Here is a 17,029-nt window from a genome sequence, read left to right on the forward strand (position 1 = left end):
GAGGTAGCGCGCGGCAAGAATCGCAACAAATCGAAGATCCGTGCTCGGGTTGAGCACGTGTTTGCTGTGGTCAAGCGCCTGTGGGGCTTCACGAAGGTGCGCTATCGCGGTCTGGCGAAGAACGCCAATCGCGCCTTCGTCGCGCTGGCGTTGACCAACGTCTATCTCTCGCGCAGACGATTGATGGCACAGGTCCGCCCGTAATGGGCGAAATGCGGGCCGAAGGCCCGTACGCAACGCCCTGGTGGGCAGGAAAAAACAAGCGGAAAGCTTCTCTCACGATCAATCTGCCTCTGTTTGCGCCCGAATGGATGAAAACAACGGCTTGTTCAGCGTTGCCTTAGCGGGCGTTCGCATGAAAGTGGACAACCAGCGTGATGTAGGCGAGCGCAACGAACACGCCCGCCGTCGTTCCGAGCACATCCCGGTATCCAGCCCCTCGCGTGAAGTGGACGGGTAGTCCCACGACGAAGTACGTCACTGCGAACACGATCACCACCATCAACGGCGGCGGTGTCGTGATCAGGAGGTCTGTCACTGCGCGCATCATTTCCCGATCCAACAGTTGATGAGCAGCCGTCCGTGTCGACGTGCGGCTGCTGTCGTGGACACAACCTTGCAACGCGAACCCCTTGCTTCGCCGCATGTCGGCCGTTGGGCTCGCCGTCTCTTATTGCAGTTGGGCGACGAGGGCTTCGGCACCTTTGTCGAGGCCGGTTCTGGCCGCCCCGAGCGATCCGAATGCAGCAGGCAGATTCATCGCGTTCGGATATTGCTTCGACACATACGCCCGCAAAAGGCGGTTGTTGGAACTGTCATACACCTCGACGGCGTATGTGACCGAGCCGCTGAACGCGCCTTTGCCTCCGCGGATTGCCTGGACGCTGTTGTAGAGGTTCCCCGCGATGTCGAAGTGCATCACCTGTCCGACGAGCGCAGTGGTCTTTTCCGCGCCTGTCAGCGTGAGCTTGACGCGCAAGGTCGCAGGCGAAGGCTGGCTGGCGATTTCGAAACGCTTCGAGAGCTTCGTCGCAAACGTCTTGCCCATGTAATCCGCGAGCGCGGCCTTGTCGTCCTCCGGCATATCCGCGAACTGGTTGTCATTGCCCCGATACACGACGACCGGGTCGATCATGACCTGCGTGTAACGCGACCAGACGACGGGAGCGGCATACCGGTAAGGCACCTTTGCCGCGTCATCCTCCCGGTTCTGCTTCAGTTGCGGCGATGACGAAATGCCCGAGTAGGCAACGGGCTGCACACTCGAACATGCCGTCAGGGCAAGCGTTAGCGCGCCGACGAAAAGCAGCAGGGCGGGTCTCATGTTGGGCATTTATCGTTCCTTGCGAGTGGATGTCAGATGTCGGCGGCGTTTCGATTCGTGTCAAAGCCGACGTAGCCGAAGCGTAGCATCGTCGGTTTCGAATGTAAACCGTCTATCCGGTTTGTTTCTGCATTCGAGACGCCGAGCGTACAATCTGGGTTTCCCGGTTCGGGCGATATGCTGCTTACAGCTTTTCAGTAGCTGGCGTGTCGGGCTTGCGCGGCCACGACTTCGGCAAACAGGTAGCTAACCGGCTCGAATGACGTCACTTTCAAGATCAATGGATAACCAGACACGTTCGGAAAATACTCGCAAGAAGGCCATTGAGGCCGCACTGACGATTCTCACGCGTGAAGGTGTGGGCGGCCTCACGTTCGATTCACTGTCGCGCGAGAGCGGAATCAGCAAAGGCGGGTTGCTGCATCAGTTTCGTACCAAGAATGGCGTGCTCAAGGCATTGCTCGAACATCAGCGGCAGCAGTTCGAGCAAATCGCGCATGCGCATATGGCGAAGGTGGGCACAACAAAGACGGAACCGTGTCTGTCATCGCAGATCGCCATCTATCGGGAATCCGTCAAGCAGCCGCATTCTGTCGCGCGCGCAGTACTTGCTGCACTGGTCGAGAGTCCGGAGCTTCTCGCTGAGTTCAAGGTAACCGATGCCGAAAGAATGAAAAAACTGCGGGAAGAGTCGAGCGACCTCGAACTTTCCTTGTTGCGCTACTTCGCCGCCAGCGGCCTCGCGTTCAATTCTCTGCTAGGGCTTTCGCCGTTGCCGGATGCGATGATGAACCGGCTCTTTGAACGCTTGCTTGACGAGTCGGCGTGGATAGATCAAATGCAGCCGGCAAAAGTGCGCAAGAAAGTCGCACGTTGACGTTTGGCACGACAACCATGGACGCAAAGAAGATTAAGTATTCCGGCACTAGAAGAGGTGCTCCGATTCGAGCCGCCGTCGATGTCCGCTTCGCCCGTCAGTTCGACCTGGCCGGTTTCGCCCGTGAACATGCCGCCCGTATCGGCGGCATAGATGGCTGCCCACGTGTTGCCGAACCACGCCTTCAGGTCGTTGCGCCGGTTGATGACCGTGTAGCCGGGCACGCCTTGCGCGAGCGTCTTCGGTGCATCGAGTTTCAGGTTGCCAATGGCGACAACGGTGCCGCCGGTATTGGTGATCTGCGTGCCCGCCTTCAGCGTGGTGTCCTTGCCTGCTTCAATCACGCCACCAAACGCCTGCACGGTGCTGGACGCACTGGCGCGGCAGAAGATGAAGCACGACTGGTGATACGACGCCTGTCCCGTGAACACGCCCTGCGTGAGCAGATTCTGCGCGGCGGCGATTGAGATGCTGCCGTTGTCCGACAGGATTGAGCCGCCGACGTTATTGACGTTGCGCGCGTTGATCGTGACGTTGCCACTGTCGGCCGTGATGTACGAGAGCTTGTCAGGATCGGCGAGCGCGCCGTAATCGACCGTGAATCCGTTCTCGTGGTGCTGCACGAAAATCAGCCGCCAGCTCTTGTTCGAATAGCCGACGGCATTGCCGCCATTCACGCCGCTCGAATGATCGATGATGTTGTCGACGTCACCAACTGCCGTGAGCGTGACATTGCCGTTCGACAGAATGCGCGCGTCTTCGTTGGTGATGTTGCCGCCCGCGCTGACGACAACGTCGCCGTTCACACCAAACAGCACGCCGAGCTTCGAGCTGGTGGTCGACTGATTCAGCACGTTGCCCGACGCGTTGAGCGTGACTGCGCCTTTCGAATCGGCATCGCCTGAGGTTTGCGTTTGTCCTTGAACCAGCGAGCCGACATTCACGATGTCCTGGCTGCTCTTGACAGTTCCTCAGCGATCTGAACGGAACGCGAACAGACTTCGATCACGCGACGGCCGTCGGCTACAACGTCACGGGCGGTCATATCCAGATCGAAGGCAATGCGGGTGCGAACGGTCCGGGCGCGGGTATCGAAGGCACGGTCGACACCATCGACCTGATTGCTGAAACCATCGGCGTCAATGCCCCGCTGTACGCGGGCACACGCATCAACGCCATTGCAAGGCGGCAGTTCGTGTTGCCCTCTGCCGTGTCGGATACGGGTACGACGTATGGCACGTCGTCGAATGGCAGCGTCAATACGGCGTCGGCAATCAATGCCGCAAACGGCAACGCGAACAACGGTCTTGCGATCGATGCGACCGCATTCGGCGCGATGGCGGCGGGACAGATTCAGGTCATCAGCACGGCAGCGGGCATGGGTGTGCGCACCGACGGGCAACTGGCCGCGAACGCGGGTGATCTGCTGCTGTCCGCGAATGGCGACGTATCGGTGGCCGGTACGGCCGCGCAGCAACAGGCAACGGTTCAATCGGCTGGCAACGTGTCGATGACGGGTGCGCATATCGGCGTTGGTGGTTACACGATCAGCGCGACGGTACTAGGTAGCAACTTGCGGGAGTTCTATTTGCCTGGAGTAACTGGTACGGGCTCCAAAATCCAGTTCGTTGAACTGAACGGAAAGGTACTTACCATTATCGCCAAATGACCATGACTAAATTCGACATGTTAACGTGGGTAACCTGCGATTCTCGCAGTGACATGGAAGCCCGTGCTTCCGGGCAAAAGATATTGGGAACGCTGCTGACGTCTGACCCAAATACATGGGGACACTTTCAAACGCCGGAAGGCTGGTGCCTGAACATTGGCTACGCGGATGTAGGTCTGGTGCCGCAGGCATTGCTTGTTGCGACGTCTGATTGTCGGCATCAACGAATGCTTGGTCGGCTATGATTTGCTCGCCGGTGCGGCATTCTTTTCCTACCGCATGCCCTTAGTGTTTCAAGAATTTGTTGAGGTTGGTAATCCACTTATCGTCCGAGACGTGGTCGAGCGCTTTTACGACAAGCTCGCTGACAGCTACCTCGTTTTCGCGTCACTTGCCTATGCGTTCGGGAACACAGCCTATTGCCTTGTCATGGGCAGATCAAACGCGAAGCGTAACCCTCGGTAGTTTTCCCGCTGATGTTGGACGAGGTAACCGTATAGCTTTCAACGCTTCCTTCGGTACAAAACTTCCAGAGCTCGATTCCATCCTGCGCAATTCCGACAAATCCCATCTCGCACACGAGATGTCGTGCGGCCTTCTCGCAATGGGCGTATTCGAGCGGATCAACATATCCAACTCATGTCCAAAAGTTGGTAGTGTGTACGCGCGCGTATCCCTATCTGTTTGCAGATAAGTTGGCATACAAACGAAAGGTGCGGGGCGAGAGGGAGGAAATGACGAGAACTGCGGCGTGACGCCGTGAAACCTCAGCCGCCATTGCGGCCTGGCTCGACTTCTACACTCTCCGCCGCCGTGGCCCGCGAAAAACGCATCTGATATTCACTCGGCGACAATCCGGTTTTGCGCTTGAACAATTGCCGAAACGTGCTGATATCGCCATAGCCGACACGCTGGCTAACCGATTCGAGCGCAATCGGACGCGTTTCCAGTAACCGTTTCGCAACCTCGATGCGCAGATTCTGCAGATACGTCAATGGTGCGAGCCCGACGGCTTCCTTGAAACGGCGATTGAGCGTGCGCTCGCTGACAGCAAGCGACGCCGCCAGATCGCTCAACCGGAATCCCTGCTGCAACGTAGCCTCCATCTGCTGCTGGGCGCGTGCGACAAGCGTGTCGGTGTGCCCATGTTCATCGAGAAGCGTTGCATAGGAAGCCTGCGAAGTCCGGTTCATGTCTATCAACAGCGCCTTCGCGGTCATCGTGGCGAGCGCGTCGCCGGCGAACGTTTCGACGAGCCGTATTGCGAGATTCAGATACGACGTCACGGAACCGCCCGAGATGATGCCGTCTTGCGCGATCAGCAGTTCCTGTGCGCGAACTTCGACACGCGGATAGCGGCGCGCGAAGTCCGCGGCTCTTGCCCAGTGCGTCGTCGCGGCGCGGCCATCCAGCAGGCCGGCTTCCGCGAGCAGGTAATTGGCCGTGCAATAAGCCGCCAGCACGGTGCCTGCCTTGCGTTGGCGCCTCAGCGCGGAAGACAGTTCGTTCAACTGCTCGCGTCGTCCGATGAACTCGTCGATGGTCGAGAAGAACGGTGCCGTCAGCAGAACGGCGTCGGCCCGTTTGCGCGGGTCGATCTTGCCGTCGACGTGAATGATCTGGCCTGACGCAGCCGTGACGGGCCGCCCGTCGAGCGATTCCACGCGCCACGCGAACACGGGCGCGGAGGCCGAGCGTGGCGCAGCAATGCGCGCATGGAACTGATTGGCCGCGCTGAATACGTCGACGGGACCCGCGACGCCGGACGCGAGAATTCCGTCATAGACCCAGATGCGGACGATGGCCATTGCGTGTCTGAATTTCCTTGAATAATGGCGATACTGCCACTTCCAGCCGCGCGAGTAAACCCCGATCATGGCCGCATCCGATGAACCGAAAGCAGGAGCAGCACCATGCCAATGATCGATGCACTGTGGCCCGAAGACGCCTTGACGCCCGAGGCCGAAGCGCGCCTCGTCAAGGAACTGACCGATACTCTCATCGAGGCGGAAGGCTACGATCCCGCCAATCCGATCGTACAACGCGTCACCGTATTCCATCTTCATCGGCCCGCTGCAATCTACATCGGCGGTGAGCGCACGAATACGATCCGTTACCGGATCATTCCGTCTGCCCCCGAAGGGCAATACACCGACGAATCGCGTCGCGCGCTTGTCAGAAACGTCACGGAAGCGGTGGCGCGCGCGGAGAACCGGCCGTTCGACGAAGTCGCGCCGCGCGTCTGGGTCTTCCCGACCGAGATTCCGGATGGCACCTGGGGGACGCGCGGCGCGATCTGGACGCTGCCCGATATTCATGCGCTGCTGGCGGGCGAGTCCGATCGCGGCGCGGGCGTTGAACGCCTCGCGCGACGCCGCCGCGAGAAGGCGCGCATCGCGCTCGAAGCAGCGCTCGATGCCGCTAGCGCAGACATCACGAGCAAAGCGTAACGGGAGCGCCCAGCATGAAATTCAACGATACAGCCCCCGTGATGACACCCGCTGGCGGTGTGCCGCTCTGGCTGGCGAGCCTCGCTGAAAACGCGACGCTCGAAGCCACGGTCCTGAAGCGGCCGATCGAAGGACGAGCCGATATTCTCGCCGTGATCAAACACGCTGTCTCGCTCTACGAATTCCAGCATCACAGTTACAAGGGCACGATTGGCGACGGTTTGTATATGGAATCCTATCGCTCGCAGATACAGGGCGTGCCGATCGAGACGGTGGTCGTCGCGCATCTGAACGAACAGGGCGAGACGGATTCCGTGGTCATCAATCACCGCCCGCTCGACGCAGCGCTGCTGTTCTCGAAACTGATGTGGGAACGCGTCGATGAGCGCTTCCGCGATTGCTATCTGACGGGACCCGAAGCCGCGGCCCTATGAAACGCCTTCTTCTTAATTTGACAACAGCGTCCGCGATGGTCGCTTCGACTGGAGTCTCCATGGCACACACTACTCCGATGCCAACCACGCCAACTACGAAAATACTGGCGATTGGCACCTTTCCCCAAGGCACGGACATGCAACTTGTCCAACGCATCCTTCCGACCGAAGTTCGCGAGACGGCGCAGCTCTACCTCGAGGGCAAGATTGATCAGTGGTATTCACTGCAAGACCGGGCCGGGGTGGCGTTCATCCTGAACGTTACGGATGTGGGTCAAGCACATGAAATGCTCGAAGCACTTCCCTTGGGGAAAGCACATTTGATGACGTTCTCGCTCCTCCCGATAGGCCCACTGAAGCCGTTGAGCAAGCTTTTGAATCCGCCTTCACCCCAGTAGAAAGCGCTGGAGCATACTGTCGAATAGTCAGCAGAGGTCCGGAATTCTGAAACATTGAAGTGCAATTTACTTGACGCACTTTCTCTTGAGCATATGGTGTATCTACACCACATCGCCTCACTGTATGCATCACGTGCACTAAACGAGAACCACGATCATGTTCAAACTCTTAACGAAGGCGACACCCTTCTCTGCAGTCGCTATGAGCCTTTCCGCATGCAGCAATCTGCCGGCGTCATCCACATCGGCAGCGAAGATTGAAGTCGGCGAGATGCAGGTCAATCCTGACATCAAGCTGCGTCATATGGTCTATCGACCCGCGCATCCTAAGGGCACGGTACTGTTCCTGCACGGCTTCCCGGAGACGATGTATGCGTGGAAACCGATTGTCGAATCCCTGTCCAGCGACTATGAGGTGCATGCGTTTGACTGGCCGGGCTACGGACAGTCCTCACGTCCAGGCGCCGATCGCTTCTCCTATGCGCCGATCGATTACGCGCATGTGCTGGAAGACTATATCCGCACGTCGGGCATCGACAGTTCCAAGCTGGTGATCTATGCCACCGATATCGGGGCGCTACCGGCGCTGCTGGCGGCATTGGAGCAACCGAATATCGCCAGGGAGATTATCGTTGGCGACTTTGCCCCATTCAACCGCCCACAGTACATGTACGAAAGCCTGCAGGGACTCAAGTCGAAGCCTTCGTCTGACGCCGTGCATGCCGCGATGAACGAGAACCGTGACGAAATTCTGGCAAACACATTCTTCCGCGGCATGCCGGCGGAGGAACGTTACACGTTGTCCCAGGAGTTCAGGGACGATATCGCAAAAGGTTGGGGCGGTGATATCACATCGGCGGACGCCTTCTACCACTATTACTCCTACTTCACCCGCGACCAGGACTACTTCGAAGCCAATATGGCAAAGCTGAAAGTCCCCGTGAAGGTAGTGTGGGGCGAGCAGGATATCTACATCAAGAAGGAAATGGGTGTTGAGTACGCGAACCGTAACGGTGTGGAGCTTACGATTTTCCCTAAACTCGGCCATTATCCGCATCTGCAAGCACCCAAACAGACGGTGGACGAAGTTCGGGCCGCGTTTGGCGCGGGTGGCAATCCTGAGAGTGACTGAGCGAGTGCGCCGTCGATGTAGCCAGCGGCACACATCGACATATGATGCATCTGCGGCATCTACACTTTAATGCCGGCGTATCACAACCAAATCACCGAACAAGCCGGGATTCGAGCCTGACCTTCTCGAAGAAGTAACCCGGCACTGTTTGCTCACGCGAAACGCGATCCATCTCGCGTGTCGTTACCGGCTTCTATGACCGGGCACTTCGTTCATACGACGTCAATTCTTCGCAATTTTCCATGCTGGTCCTGATCGCCAGAACGAACAGTGGCAGCCGCGCCGAATTGGGCCGTGCCAATCATCTGGAATGATCGACTTCAACGCGCAATCTTCAGCTGCTGCTGGACCAGGGAAGGGTTGAGTACCAGGCACACAAGAGACGATAACTTCGCGATCAAGTGGCGGCCATTGAACTGTTCGACAAAAAACTCGAGCTCCCGCATCGACGGCTGGCAGATCGCGAGTCAACGGTAGCCGACGCATTCCGCGTCTGACGAGGCTACCCGCACAATTAAAACCCTCAACATCCATTATCGCGAATCAAGATATCGCTTATTCGCGTCATTGTGTTGCCCGATAAAACGTTGGCCGGCACACTTTGATCCAAATCAAACACGCATTCAGGAGACACACACATGCGTACTCAAGTCGGCATCGTCGGTGCTGGTCCTGCTGGACTGCTTCTTTCCCATCTTCTCCATTTGCAGGGCATCGACTCGGTTGTGCTCGAATCGCGCAGCCGCGAGCAGATCGAATCGACGATACGTGCAGGCGTGCTCGAACAGGGCACGATGGATCTGCTCACGGAAACAGGCGTCGGCGAGCGCATGAAAGCTGAGGGCGCACTACATCATGGCTTCGAACTCGCTTTCGAAGGCAAGCGCCGCCGCGTCGATCTCACAGACCTGACGGGCAAGGCGATTACCGTCTACGCGCAGCACGAAGTCATCAAGGATCTGGTTGCGGCGCGCGTAGCCGCGCATGCCGCACTGCATTTCGAAGTATCGGACGTATCGCTGCACGATATCGAAAGCGGCACGCCTAGCATTCGTTATCGGCATCAAGGCGAAGCACGCGAACTGCAATGCGACTTCATCATCGGATGCGACGGCTCGCAGGGCATTTCGCGCAATGCCATTCCTGAAACGCTGCGCCGCGATTATCAGCGTGTGTATCCGTTCGGCTGGTTCGGCATTCTCGTCGAAGCGCCGCCATCGGCAGATGAATTGATCTATGCGCGCCATGAACGCGGCTTTGCACTGGTAAGCACGCGGTCGCCGAACGTGCAGCGCATGTACTTTCAATGCGATCCGAAAGACGCCGTCGACAACTGGTCCGACGATCGCATCTGGGCGGAAATGCACGCGCGTGTCGATTCGGACGATGGACACAAGGTGGTGGAAGGCAAGATCTTCCAGAAGAACATCGTCGGCATGCGCAGTTTCGTATCGACGACAATGCAGCACGGCCGCCTGTTCCTTGCCGGCGACGCCGCGCACATCGTGCCGCCGACGGGCGCGAAGGGCCTCAATCTCGCGGTCTCCGACGTGCGTGTTCTATCGGACGCACTGTGCGCGTTCTATCAGGAAAACCGCTCGGATCTGCTCGACAGCTATAGCGAAACGGCGCTCAAGCGTATCTGGCGCGCAGAGCATTTCTCCTACTGGATGACGCGCATGATGCACCGTCTCGACGATGCATCGCCATTCGAGCAGCAATTGCAAGTCGCAGAGCTCGAACATGTGACGACGTCACGCAGCGCGGCGATTTCGATGGCGGAGAACTACGTGGGCGCCGTCGCGGTATAGGCGGTAAGTGCGTTCAGCTCAATGACAGATCGGCGTGCGCCGCGGCCTGGAATTCCTTGGGCGTCGCGCCCGTCTGCTTGCGGAAATAGCGGCTGAAATACGCCGCATCTTCGAAGCCGAGCGCATGCGCGATCTGCTTGATCGTCAAACCTGAATAGACCAGATCGCGCTGTGCCTCGCGTATCAGATGTTCGTTGACGAGCGACATCGGCGAATGGCCGAGTTCGTCCCGGCAAATGCGGCTCAATTGTGCGGCCGTGATGCCAAGTTTCCCTGCATAGAACTCGACAGGCCGATGCTCGCGGAAATGCGCGGCGACCAGTTCGCGAAAACGCCTGACCTGGCCACTGCGACGATCGGCGACAGCGCTCGTCGCTGGCATTGCCGCCGCATCGCCCAACCTTGCTACTTGCACGAAAAGTGCAATCATCAGCGACATGCCCGCCGCAATATGACCGCGCGCGTTGCCGCGGTATTCCTGTTCGAGCAGCGCGAAGAGCGGCATCAGCGTGTCGTTGCCCGCTGACGTCTTCACGGGGATTACGGCGTGGCGCTGAATCACGGGCAGCAGCCCAGGCGATAGCGCTTTCGAAAGCGACTCCAGCGCGCGTTGCGCGGCCGTGATCACCAGCCCGTCGATTTTGGGCGAAAACTCAAAACCATGCACGGTTTGCGCGGGCAGTACCACGATGCACGGCGGCGAGAACGCATGCTTCTCGCTTTCGATCACGACATGCCCGCTGCCGCTGCGAATGTATAGAACCTGCAGCAGCGCGTCGTGCCGATGCGCGGCGATATGCCAGTCGTTCGGACGGCTGCGCTCAGGAATCCATTCGAAATTGAATGCGTCGTACCAGAGCGGCCGCGCGGATTCGCCGTATAAATCGTAGTTAGGGATTTTCCTCATGCGGTCTCCTGCTGACCTGTACGGATTGTCCTGCTATGCGTGCCGTTTGTCCAATGCCGTTGCGCACTGCGTGGCTATACTTTTTCCATGAATCGAGCGGTTCATTCCTCGGTTGATCGATAGACGTATAGAGATTCGGATGGCTAACGAAAACGGCTGATTCGATCCGCAATGAAACATCTGCATCGCGTGGCCGCAGTTAGAAACACATGCGCAGCAGCACACGAAAAAAGACACGGAGACATGGTAAGGAGACGCACAATGAATCACCCGAAACATACCGTCGATGTACAGCACTTCATCGACAGCCAACGCTTTTCGCCTTTTCAATGGACGATACTCGTCCTGTGCTTCCTGGTTGTCGCGGCCGATGGCTTCGATACTGCAGCAGTCGGTTTCATCGCGCCTTCACTGGTTCAGGACTGGGGCATTTCGCGCGCTGCGCTCGGACCTGTGATGAGCGCCGCGCTCGCCGGTCTCGGCATTGGCGCATTGGGCGCAGGGCCGATGGCCGATCGCGTGGGACGCAAGACGGTACTGGTCTTATCGGTGTTTTTCTTTGGGTTGTGGAGTTTCGCAGCGGCGCATGCGAGTTCGATTGAATCGCTCACGGTATTGCGCTTCATGACGGGGCTGGGTCTCGGTGCCGCGATGCCAAATGCGGTGACGTTGATGTCCGAATACGCTCCCGCGCGCATTCGTGCCGTTGCCGTGAATGCAATGTTCTGCGGTTTTTCGTGCGGCCTTGTGATTGGCGGAGTCGCATCGGCGTGGCTGATACCGCACTTCGGCTGGCAAAGCGTGCTTGTAGCAGGCGGCGTAGGACCGATCGGGTTGACACTGATGCTTATGCTGCTGTTGCCGGAGTCCGCGCAATTCATGGTGACGGGAAAGCGTGGCGACGCGCGCATCGCTCGCGTTCTTTCGCGCATCGCACGCGACGCAAGGCTCACCGAAGCGCGGTTCATCACGGCGGAAGCAGCGTCTGAAAACCGTTCGTCGGCATTGCGCGTGGTTCTGTCGTCGCGCTTGCGCTTCGGTACGTTGATGCTATGGCTCGCGTATTTCATGGGCCTGTTGATCTACTATCTGCTCACCAACTGGCTGCCGACGCTCTTCAAGGACACCGGCTTCTCTGGCGAGAGCGCCGCGCTAATGACGTCGCTGTTTCCGCTGGGCGGCGTGCTCGGCAATCTGAGTGTCGGCTGGCTGATGGATCGCTTCAAGGCCAATCGCGTAATCGCCTGCACGTATGTCGTATCGGCAGTATTGGTGATGCTCGTCGGTCAGGGCGTTGGCCACCGGTTGTGGCTTGGCACGCTGATCTTCCTGACGGGGACGATGGTGACCTCGGCTGTGACGTCGATGTCCGCCCTTGCCGCGAGCTTTTACCCGACTCAGGGACGCGCGACGGGTGTGGCCTGGATGCTGGGCGTTGGGCGCATCGGTGGCGTTGCGGGTGCGCTGGTCGGCGCGGCGTTGATGGAGTTGGGCTGGCAGTTCGGCTCGGTGTTCAGTTTGCTCGCCGTTCCCGCCTTGATTTCGGCGTTCGGTGTTTATGCCGTCGCGAAGCATCCGCGAAGATTGGAGGCAGAAGAGGCGAAATTGGCGCCTGCCATTGAATGATGGATTTTTCGGCTGCGACGGTTCTGCCCGCCGCAGACCGCCAGACCGGTTCGGCGAATCCGCCCTGGCTATGTTGTTGTGGCTCAGAGTTGCTTGCGTTATCTGCAAGGGTGCCGGAAACGGCATCTAGCTCCGTCCGGACGCTGAAGGTTCAACTTGCGTCCCATTTTCGAGCTTCGGCCGCCGCTCCTTCTTGACCGTGTCGTCCACCTCTGGTTCTTCGCTACGTAGCGCGCTCGCTACGTTGGCGTCGCCGCCATCGATCGGCGCACCTTCGAAATGCATCACGCTGTGATGCAGCCCGACTCGGCCACCAGGCACGCGCAGCGGCCAGAGCAGTGGCGATCAACCCGCCCCGAAGCGCGGCGGATTTAATGTGATCAACGTTTGTGCACGCGGAAGTCAGGCGAGGTCCAGATTGCTGCGATCGTCCGGCATTCATCACAATGCACGTTTTGTCCGGGTGAACGTCGCCTCTGTCCGTTGAGGGGAATGCGGCTCAGGCTCTAAATTGGTGTCATTAAACCCACCGGGCGCTTGCGAGAAACACGGTTACGTCGCACGCCGCCCCGCCCGAGCATACGGAGCGGTATGTTCGGGCGGCTTTAGAGGAGACACCGCCATGGCCCATCAGATAACCCTCCGTTTTGAGGACGGAGTGACCCGCTTCATCGAGTGCGAGGAGGGCGAGCGCGTCACCGATGCCGCCATTCGCGCCAAGCTCAATATTCCACTCGATTGCCGTGATGGTGTGTGTGGCACCTGCAAGGCGGTCTGCGAGTCCGGTGAGTACATTCTCGGCGACTGCGTGGAAGACGCGCTTAGCCCGGACGAGGCGAGCGCCCGAAAGGTTCTCACCTGCCAGATGAGCCCACGTTCCGACTGCGTGATCCAGATCGCCACGAACTCCGATGTCTCGGGTACCGGCCCATCCTCACACACGGGACGGATCGTCGCGTGCCACCGAGCGTCGGACAGCACGATCGCCTTCTCGGTCGAACTCGAGAATCGCGCAGATCTCAACTTCCTTCCTGGGCAGTATGTCAACGTCCGGGTTCCCGGCACAGATCAGACACGGTCCTACTCCTTCAGCTCGGGGCCGTCCGAGCCGCACGTGTCCTTTCTTGTGCGCAATGTGCGTCAAGGGATGATGTCGACGTGGCTCTGCGAAGCCGCCAAAGTAGGGGACACAATCGAGTTTCGCGGCCCAATGGGAAGCTTCTACCTGCGCCCCATCGAGCGCCCGGTGCTGTTTCTGGCGGGGGGCACGGGCCTCGCGCCGTTCCTCTCGATGCTGGACAAGATCGTCGAGGATGGCGGCAGTCCGTATCCGATCCACATGATCCTGGGTGTGAACAACGATGAGGATCTGGTTGGCATCGACCGGCTCGGAACCTATGCGCAGCGCCTGCCGAACTTCACCTATGCCTGCACCGTCTCCAGCCCCGACAGTGCTCATCCCAACAAGGGCTATGTCACCCATCACATCGTCGCCTCCCAACTCAACGACGGCGATGCGGATGTCTATCTCTGCGGCCCGCCGCCGATGGTCGATGCAGTGCGCGATTTTCTCTCGTCCGAAGGGCTGACGCCGCGCAACTTCTACTATGAGAAGTTCGCGGGCACCGGCCTTGTGGTCCAGACGGGCGAGGAGCACATCGCTCCCGTCGATGTCGACGAAGCCTTCGACCTGCGCATGGCTCTCGAACTGGGCGCGGCTCAGCTGACCATGGGCCGGCTGTCGAGCGAGCAATTGATCATCTTCCGCCAGCTCGCCGAGGCGACGGCGCAGTTCGTGTCCGGGCGGCGCTTTAGCGATGTTCCGCGCTACATCGAGGCAAATCACGCCTTCCACATGTTCCCGATCGAAGCCTCCGGTAACGCCCAACTGATCGCGCTCTACCGGCAACTGGCCGTGCAGGACTACATCGCTCGCGCGCTGACCGATCAGATCGAGATCGTCGGCGATATCGTCCAGCAGCACCGGGACATAGTCGCCGCCTTCGAACTGGGCGACCTGAACGCGGCGCGGGACGTGATTGCGCTGCATGCGGTCCATTCCAAGGCCACGATGAGCCGGGCGCTGGAGCGTATGGCGCTGGGCAAGACGGCGCCCATGGTCACAGCGCCCCCCTTGCCCCCGCCTGCTGTGCCGCAGAGCGTGCAGGAGGTTTGCCCATTCACGGCCAAGATCCTTCCGCCTTATTCGCACGAACTGGACTGGCCCGAGGGGCTGGAGCCCTTCAAGGTCGTCGATGACGGCTCGCAAGGCGACCCTTACGAGCACTACCGCTGGATGCGGGAGCACGCGCCCGTGCTGCGTTGCCAGTCGGCGACTTCGGACGTGTGGTTCCTCTCGCGCTATGACGACGTCTACCAGGCGATTCGCAATCCGAAGCTGTTTTCCTCCGAGGTCGTCAGCCCGCCGCCGCTGACGTTCCTGACGCTGTTCGATGCGCCCGATCATTCGCGCTTGCGCAAGGTTGTCCAGCCGTCCTTTTTGCCGCTGGCGCTCGATCCTTTTATCGACCAGATCGCGCAAAGGGCGGAGGACCTGCTCGACGCGATGATTGCCAAAGGCGGCGGCGATGTCGTCAACGATTTCGCCATCCCGCTCAGCATCTCGACCATCTCTACGATGATCGACGTGCCGAACGAGGATGAGGAGAAGATGAAGTTCTGGTCGGACGAGACCTTTAGCTACTTCGGGCGCCTCGCCCGCAATGCGCCGGGGACGGGCACCGACGAGCAGAGCGCGAAGGCTTTCTTCGCTTACCTGAAGCAGGCGCTGGAGCGGCTCGCTCCCACCGACAGCCAGTCGATCGGCGGACATATCGCGCGCATGTGGAAGGACGGGCTGCTTTCGGAAAAGGAAGCGAAGGAACTGTGCGCGTTCGTCTTCATCGCCGGGCACGACACGACGACTATCCTTGTCGCCAACGCTTTTCGCATGTTCGCCGAACAGCCGGATCTGCTGGGACGTATCCGCGCAAATCCCGCCGACGCTGACCGTTTCGTCGAGGAGGTGGCGCGCTATCGCGGTACCGTCCAGCGCGTGAGCCGCATCACCACCGAGGCGACCACTGTCGCGGGCGTCGATCTGCCCAAGGGCGCAGTGGTGCGATTGCTGCTGTCGGCTGCGAACCGCGACAGCCGCAAGTTTGCCGAGGGCGAGACGTTCGACATCGATCGCGATTCCAGCGGCCACCTCGGTTTCGGCAACGGCATGCACAAATGCCTTGGCGCGCCGCTCGCCAGGCTGGAGACGCTGATCGCGACGAAGGCCCTGGCCCGCAAGGTTGGCGACATCGCGCTCGATCCGGCACGGCCGATCCAGTACGTGCGGGGCAACAATCTGACCAACTCCGGGCCGGAGCATCTGTTCGTGAAGCTGGGTGGGGTATCGGCCTAAAGCGGATGAGCGGGCGACGTCGAGTCAGCCTGCTCTCCCGTTTTCAGGCAGCAAGGATCGATCGTGGGCCGCAGAGCGGTATTCGGTTGGCCGGAGTCCTGTCTGCTTGCGGAAGAAACGACCGAAATAAGCCTCGTCCTGAAAGCCCAGTTCACTGGCGATCTGCTTCACGCTGAGCGTCGAATAGCCGAGCAGCCGCTTGGCCTCATGGATCGAGCGTGCATCGATCGCCTCGATTGCCGGGACCCCGAAGGCGGCACGGCAGATGCGGGAGAGCTGGCCGGTCGTGACGCCCATCTCGTCGGCATAGCTGGCGACCGGCCGCCGCTCGCGGCAATGCCGGTCGAGCAGGGCGCGGAACCGCTCGATCCGAGCGGCCATTGTGCGCTGCTCGGAACTGGCGGAAAGCCGGGCGCTCTCGCTGAGGCGCCCGATCTTGACGAACAGGGCGATCGTCAGCGCTGCGCCTGCTGTGAACTGCCAGCGCTCGTGGCTCTCCGCCTCGTGCCCGATCGACTGAAAGAGGATATCCAGAGGTGTGCCGCGTTCGACGTCGGGATCGACCGACAGCACCATCGGCGTGCGGATGAATTCCAGCAGCTCGGGCGCGGCCGTCATCGCCAGCGATTCCAGCGCGGACTGCGCGGCCGTGATGACGTGTCCGTCGATGTCGCTCCGGAAGTGAAAGCCGTGGACCGAGCGCGCGGGCACGACGATCAGACATGGCGCTTCGACTGCCCAGCTCTTGCCGTCGATGAAAGTCTCGCCGCCCCCCGCGGTGACGTAGAGCACCTGGATCAGCGCATCGTGGACGTGCGGCTTGATGTCGAAGTCGAAACGGCCGGCACGCAGGGGAATGCGTTCGTAATGCACCATGTCGACCCACGATTGGTCGGCTTCCGCGCCATAGAGCGCGAAATGCAGCACGGTCCGGCGGCGCTGTTGGTCATTGGCCATGATGCACGTTATGTCCTGCTCTATGTGATCTC

15 protein-coding genes and 2 pseudogenes are annotated in these 17,029 nt (G+C 59.8%); 11 read left to right on the forward strand and 6 right to left on the reverse strand.

What is annotated here, in order from left to right; genetic code table 11:
* Window positions 1-204: transposase (locus tag BMW76_RS31645; protein WP_143062370.1), on the forward strand; the 204-nt coding region annotated here is incomplete at its 5' end.
* 136 nt (window positions 205-340) lie between these two features.
* Here BMW76_RS31645 and BMW76_RS31650 read toward each other — a convergent pair.
* Together BMW76_RS31650 and BMW76_RS31655 are read right to left on the reverse strand one after the other, a co-directional pair.
* The gene (locus BMW76_RS31650; RefSeq protein ID WP_245763459.1) at window positions 341-547 is read right to left on the reverse strand and encodes a hypothetical protein; all 207 of its coding nucleotides are present in this window, start codon (window positions 545-547) and stop codon (window positions 341-343) included.
* Between the two features lie 123 nt (window positions 548-670).
* Entirely contained in the window at window positions 671-1,333 is a 663-nt protein-coding gene (locus BMW76_RS31655; protein ID WP_090872402.1) for a DUF3313 domain-containing protein, read from the reverse strand.
* A 271-nt stretch (window positions 1,334-1,604) separates the two neighbouring features.
* On the opposite strand from BMW76_RS31655, the gene BMW76_RS31660 reads away from it, so the two are divergent.
* Window positions 1,605-2,201, forward strand: coding sequence for a TetR/AcrR family transcriptional regulator (locus BMW76_RS31660; protein WP_090872404.1), 597 nt, complete (start codon window positions 1,605-1,607; stop codon window positions 2,199-2,201).
* Window positions 2,202-2,269: 68 nt separating this feature from the next.
* Here the strand turns inward: BMW76_RS31660 and BMW76_RS31665 are convergent.
* A pseudogene (locus tag BMW76_RS31665) lies at window positions 2,270-3,166 on the reverse strand (filamentous hemagglutinin); the annotation flags it as partial.
* Here BMW76_RS31665 and BMW76_RS42095 point away from each other — a divergent pair.
* Together BMW76_RS42095 and BMW76_RS31675 are read left to right on the forward strand one after the other, a co-directional pair.
* Window positions 3,166-3,756: pseudogene (locus BMW76_RS42095) on the forward strand (hypothetical protein); the annotation flags it as partial. The pseudogenes BMW76_RS31665 and BMW76_RS42095 sit on opposite strands and share 1 nt — an antisense overlap.
* A 312-nt stretch (window positions 3,757-4,068) precedes the next feature.
* Window positions 4,069-4,335, forward strand: coding sequence for a hypothetical protein (locus BMW76_RS31675; protein ID WP_090872407.1), 267 nt, complete (start codon window positions 4,069-4,071; stop codon window positions 4,333-4,335).
* A gap of 302 nt (window positions 4,336-4,637) precedes the next feature.
* Here BMW76_RS31675 and BMW76_RS31680 read toward each other — a convergent pair whose 3' ends face one another.
* The gene (locus BMW76_RS31680; protein ID WP_090872409.1) at window positions 4,638-5,678 is read right to left on the reverse strand and encodes a GlxA family transcriptional regulator; all 1,041 of its coding nucleotides are present in this window, start codon (window positions 5,676-5,678) and stop codon (window positions 4,638-4,640) included.
* Between the two features lie 105 nt (window positions 5,679-5,783).
* On the opposite strand from BMW76_RS31680, the gene BMW76_RS31685 reads away from it, so the two are divergent.
* The 5 genes from BMW76_RS31685 to BMW76_RS31705 all read left to right on the forward strand — a co-directional run bounded on the left by BMW76_RS31685 (window position 5,784) and on the right by BMW76_RS31705 (window position 10,095).
* A complete protein-coding gene (locus tag BMW76_RS31685) occupies window positions 5,784-6,320 on the forward strand; it encodes a tautomerase family protein (RefSeq protein ID WP_090872411.1) in 537 nt (178 codons plus the stop codon).
* 14 nt (window positions 6,321-6,334) lie between these two features.
* The gene (locus tag BMW76_RS31690; protein WP_090872413.1) at window positions 6,335-6,754 is read left to right on the forward strand and encodes a hypothetical protein; all 420 of its coding nucleotides are present in this window, start codon (window positions 6,335-6,337) and stop codon (window positions 6,752-6,754) included.
* A 59-nt stretch (window positions 6,755-6,813) separates the two neighbouring features.
* A complete protein-coding gene (locus BMW76_RS31695; protein ID WP_090872521.1) occupies window positions 6,814-7,152 on the forward strand; it encodes a hypothetical protein in 339 nt (112 codons plus the stop codon).
* Between the two features lie 157 nt (window positions 7,153-7,309).
* Window positions 7,310-8,284: an alpha/beta fold hydrolase gene (locus tag BMW76_RS31700; RefSeq protein ID WP_090872415.1), complete on the forward strand. Its 975-nt coding sequence runs from the start codon at window positions 7,310-7,312 to the stop codon at window positions 8,282-8,284.
* A gap of 638 nt (window positions 8,285-8,922) precedes the next feature.
* Entirely contained in the window at window positions 8,923-10,095 is a 1,173-nt protein-coding gene (locus BMW76_RS31705) for a 4-hydroxybenzoate 3-monooxygenase (RefSeq protein WP_090872417.1), read from the forward strand.
* 13 nt (window positions 10,096-10,108) lie between these two features.
* On the opposite strand, the gene BMW76_RS31710 is transcribed toward BMW76_RS31705, so the two are convergent.
* Window positions 10,109-11,002, reverse strand: coding sequence for a helix-turn-helix domain-containing protein (locus BMW76_RS31710; protein ID WP_090872419.1), 894 nt, complete (start codon window positions 11,000-11,002; stop codon window positions 10,109-10,111).
* 261 nt (window positions 11,003-11,263) lie between these two features.
* On the opposite strand from BMW76_RS31710, the gene BMW76_RS31715 reads away from it, so the two are divergent.
* Both BMW76_RS31715 and benC read left to right on the forward strand, forming a co-directional pair.
* Window positions 11,264-12,628, forward strand: coding sequence for an MFS transporter (locus BMW76_RS31715; RefSeq protein ID WP_090872421.1), 1,365 nt, complete (start codon window positions 11,264-11,266; stop codon window positions 12,626-12,628).
* Window positions 12,629-13,250: 622 nt separating this feature from the next.
* Window positions 13,251-16,040, forward strand: a complete 2,790-nt coding sequence (gene benC / locus BMW76_RS31720; protein WP_090872423.1) for a benzoate 1,2-dioxygenase electron transfer component BenC — start codon at window positions 13,251-13,253, stop codon at window positions 16,038-16,040.
* A 24-nt stretch (window positions 16,041-16,064) separates the two neighbouring features.
* On the opposite strand, the gene BMW76_RS31725 is transcribed toward benC, so the two are convergent.
* Entirely contained in the window at window positions 16,065-16,997 is a 933-nt protein-coding gene (locus tag BMW76_RS31725) for a helix-turn-helix domain-containing protein (protein ID WP_090872425.1), read from the reverse strand.
* Between the last annotated feature and the right edge of the window lie 32 nt (window positions 16,998-17,029).

This window comes from Paraburkholderia diazotrophica (assembly GCF_900108945.1).
In the GTDB taxonomy this organism is placed as follows: domain Bacteria; phylum Pseudomonadota; class Gammaproteobacteria; order Burkholderiales; family Burkholderiaceae; genus Paraburkholderia; species Paraburkholderia diazotrophica.

Excerpts from the sequence above, each read along its gene's own strand:
- BMW76_RS31715 (WP_090872421.1), top strand. The coding sequence starts at position 11,264 with ATGAATCACCCGAAACATACCGTCGATGTACAGCACTTCATCGACAGC.
- BMW76_RS31725 (WP_090872425.1), bottom strand. The coding sequence starts at position 16,997 with ATGGCCAATGACCAACAGCGCCGCCGGACCGTGCTGCATTTCGCGCTC.
- BMW76_RS31690 (WP_090872413.1), top strand. The coding sequence starts at position 6,335 with ATGAAATTCAACGATACAGCCCCCGTGATGACACCCGCTGGCGGTGTG.
- BMW76_RS31655 (WP_090872402.1), bottom strand. The coding sequence starts at position 1,333 with ATGCCCAACATGAGACCCGCCCTGCTGCTTTTCGTCGGCGCGCTAACG.
- BMW76_RS31650 (WP_245763459.1), bottom strand. The coding sequence starts at position 547 with ATGCGCGCAGTGACAGACCTCCTGATCACGACACCGCCGCCGTTGATG.
- BMW76_RS31710 (WP_090872419.1), bottom strand. The coding sequence starts at position 11,002 with ATGAGGAAAATCCCTAACTACGATTTATACGGCGAATCCGCGCGGCCG.
- BMW76_RS31700 (WP_090872415.1), top strand. The coding sequence starts at position 7,310 with ATGTTCAAACTCTTAACGAAGGCGACACCCTTCTCTGCAGTCGCTATG.
- BMW76_RS31695 (WP_090872521.1), top strand. The coding sequence starts at position 6,814 with ATGGCACACACTACTCCGATGCCAACCACGCCAACTACGAAAATACTG.
- BMW76_RS31680 (WP_090872409.1), bottom strand. The coding sequence starts at position 5,678 with ATGGCCATCGTCCGCATCTGGGTCTATGACGGAATTCTCGCGTCCGGC.
- BMW76_RS31660 (WP_090872404.1), top strand. The coding sequence starts at position 1,605 with ATGGATAACCAGACACGTTCGGAAAATACTCGCAAGAAGGCCATTGAG.
- BMW76_RS31705 (WP_090872417.1), top strand. The coding sequence starts at position 8,923 with ATGCGTACTCAAGTCGGCATCGTCGGTGCTGGTCCTGCTGGACTGCTT.
- BMW76_RS31685 (WP_090872411.1), top strand. The coding sequence starts at position 5,784 with ATGCCAATGATCGATGCACTGTGGCCCGAAGACGCCTTGACGCCCGAG.
- benC (WP_090872423.1), top strand. The coding sequence starts at position 13,251 with ATGGCCCATCAGATAACCCTCCGTTTTGAGGACGGAGTGACCCGCTTC.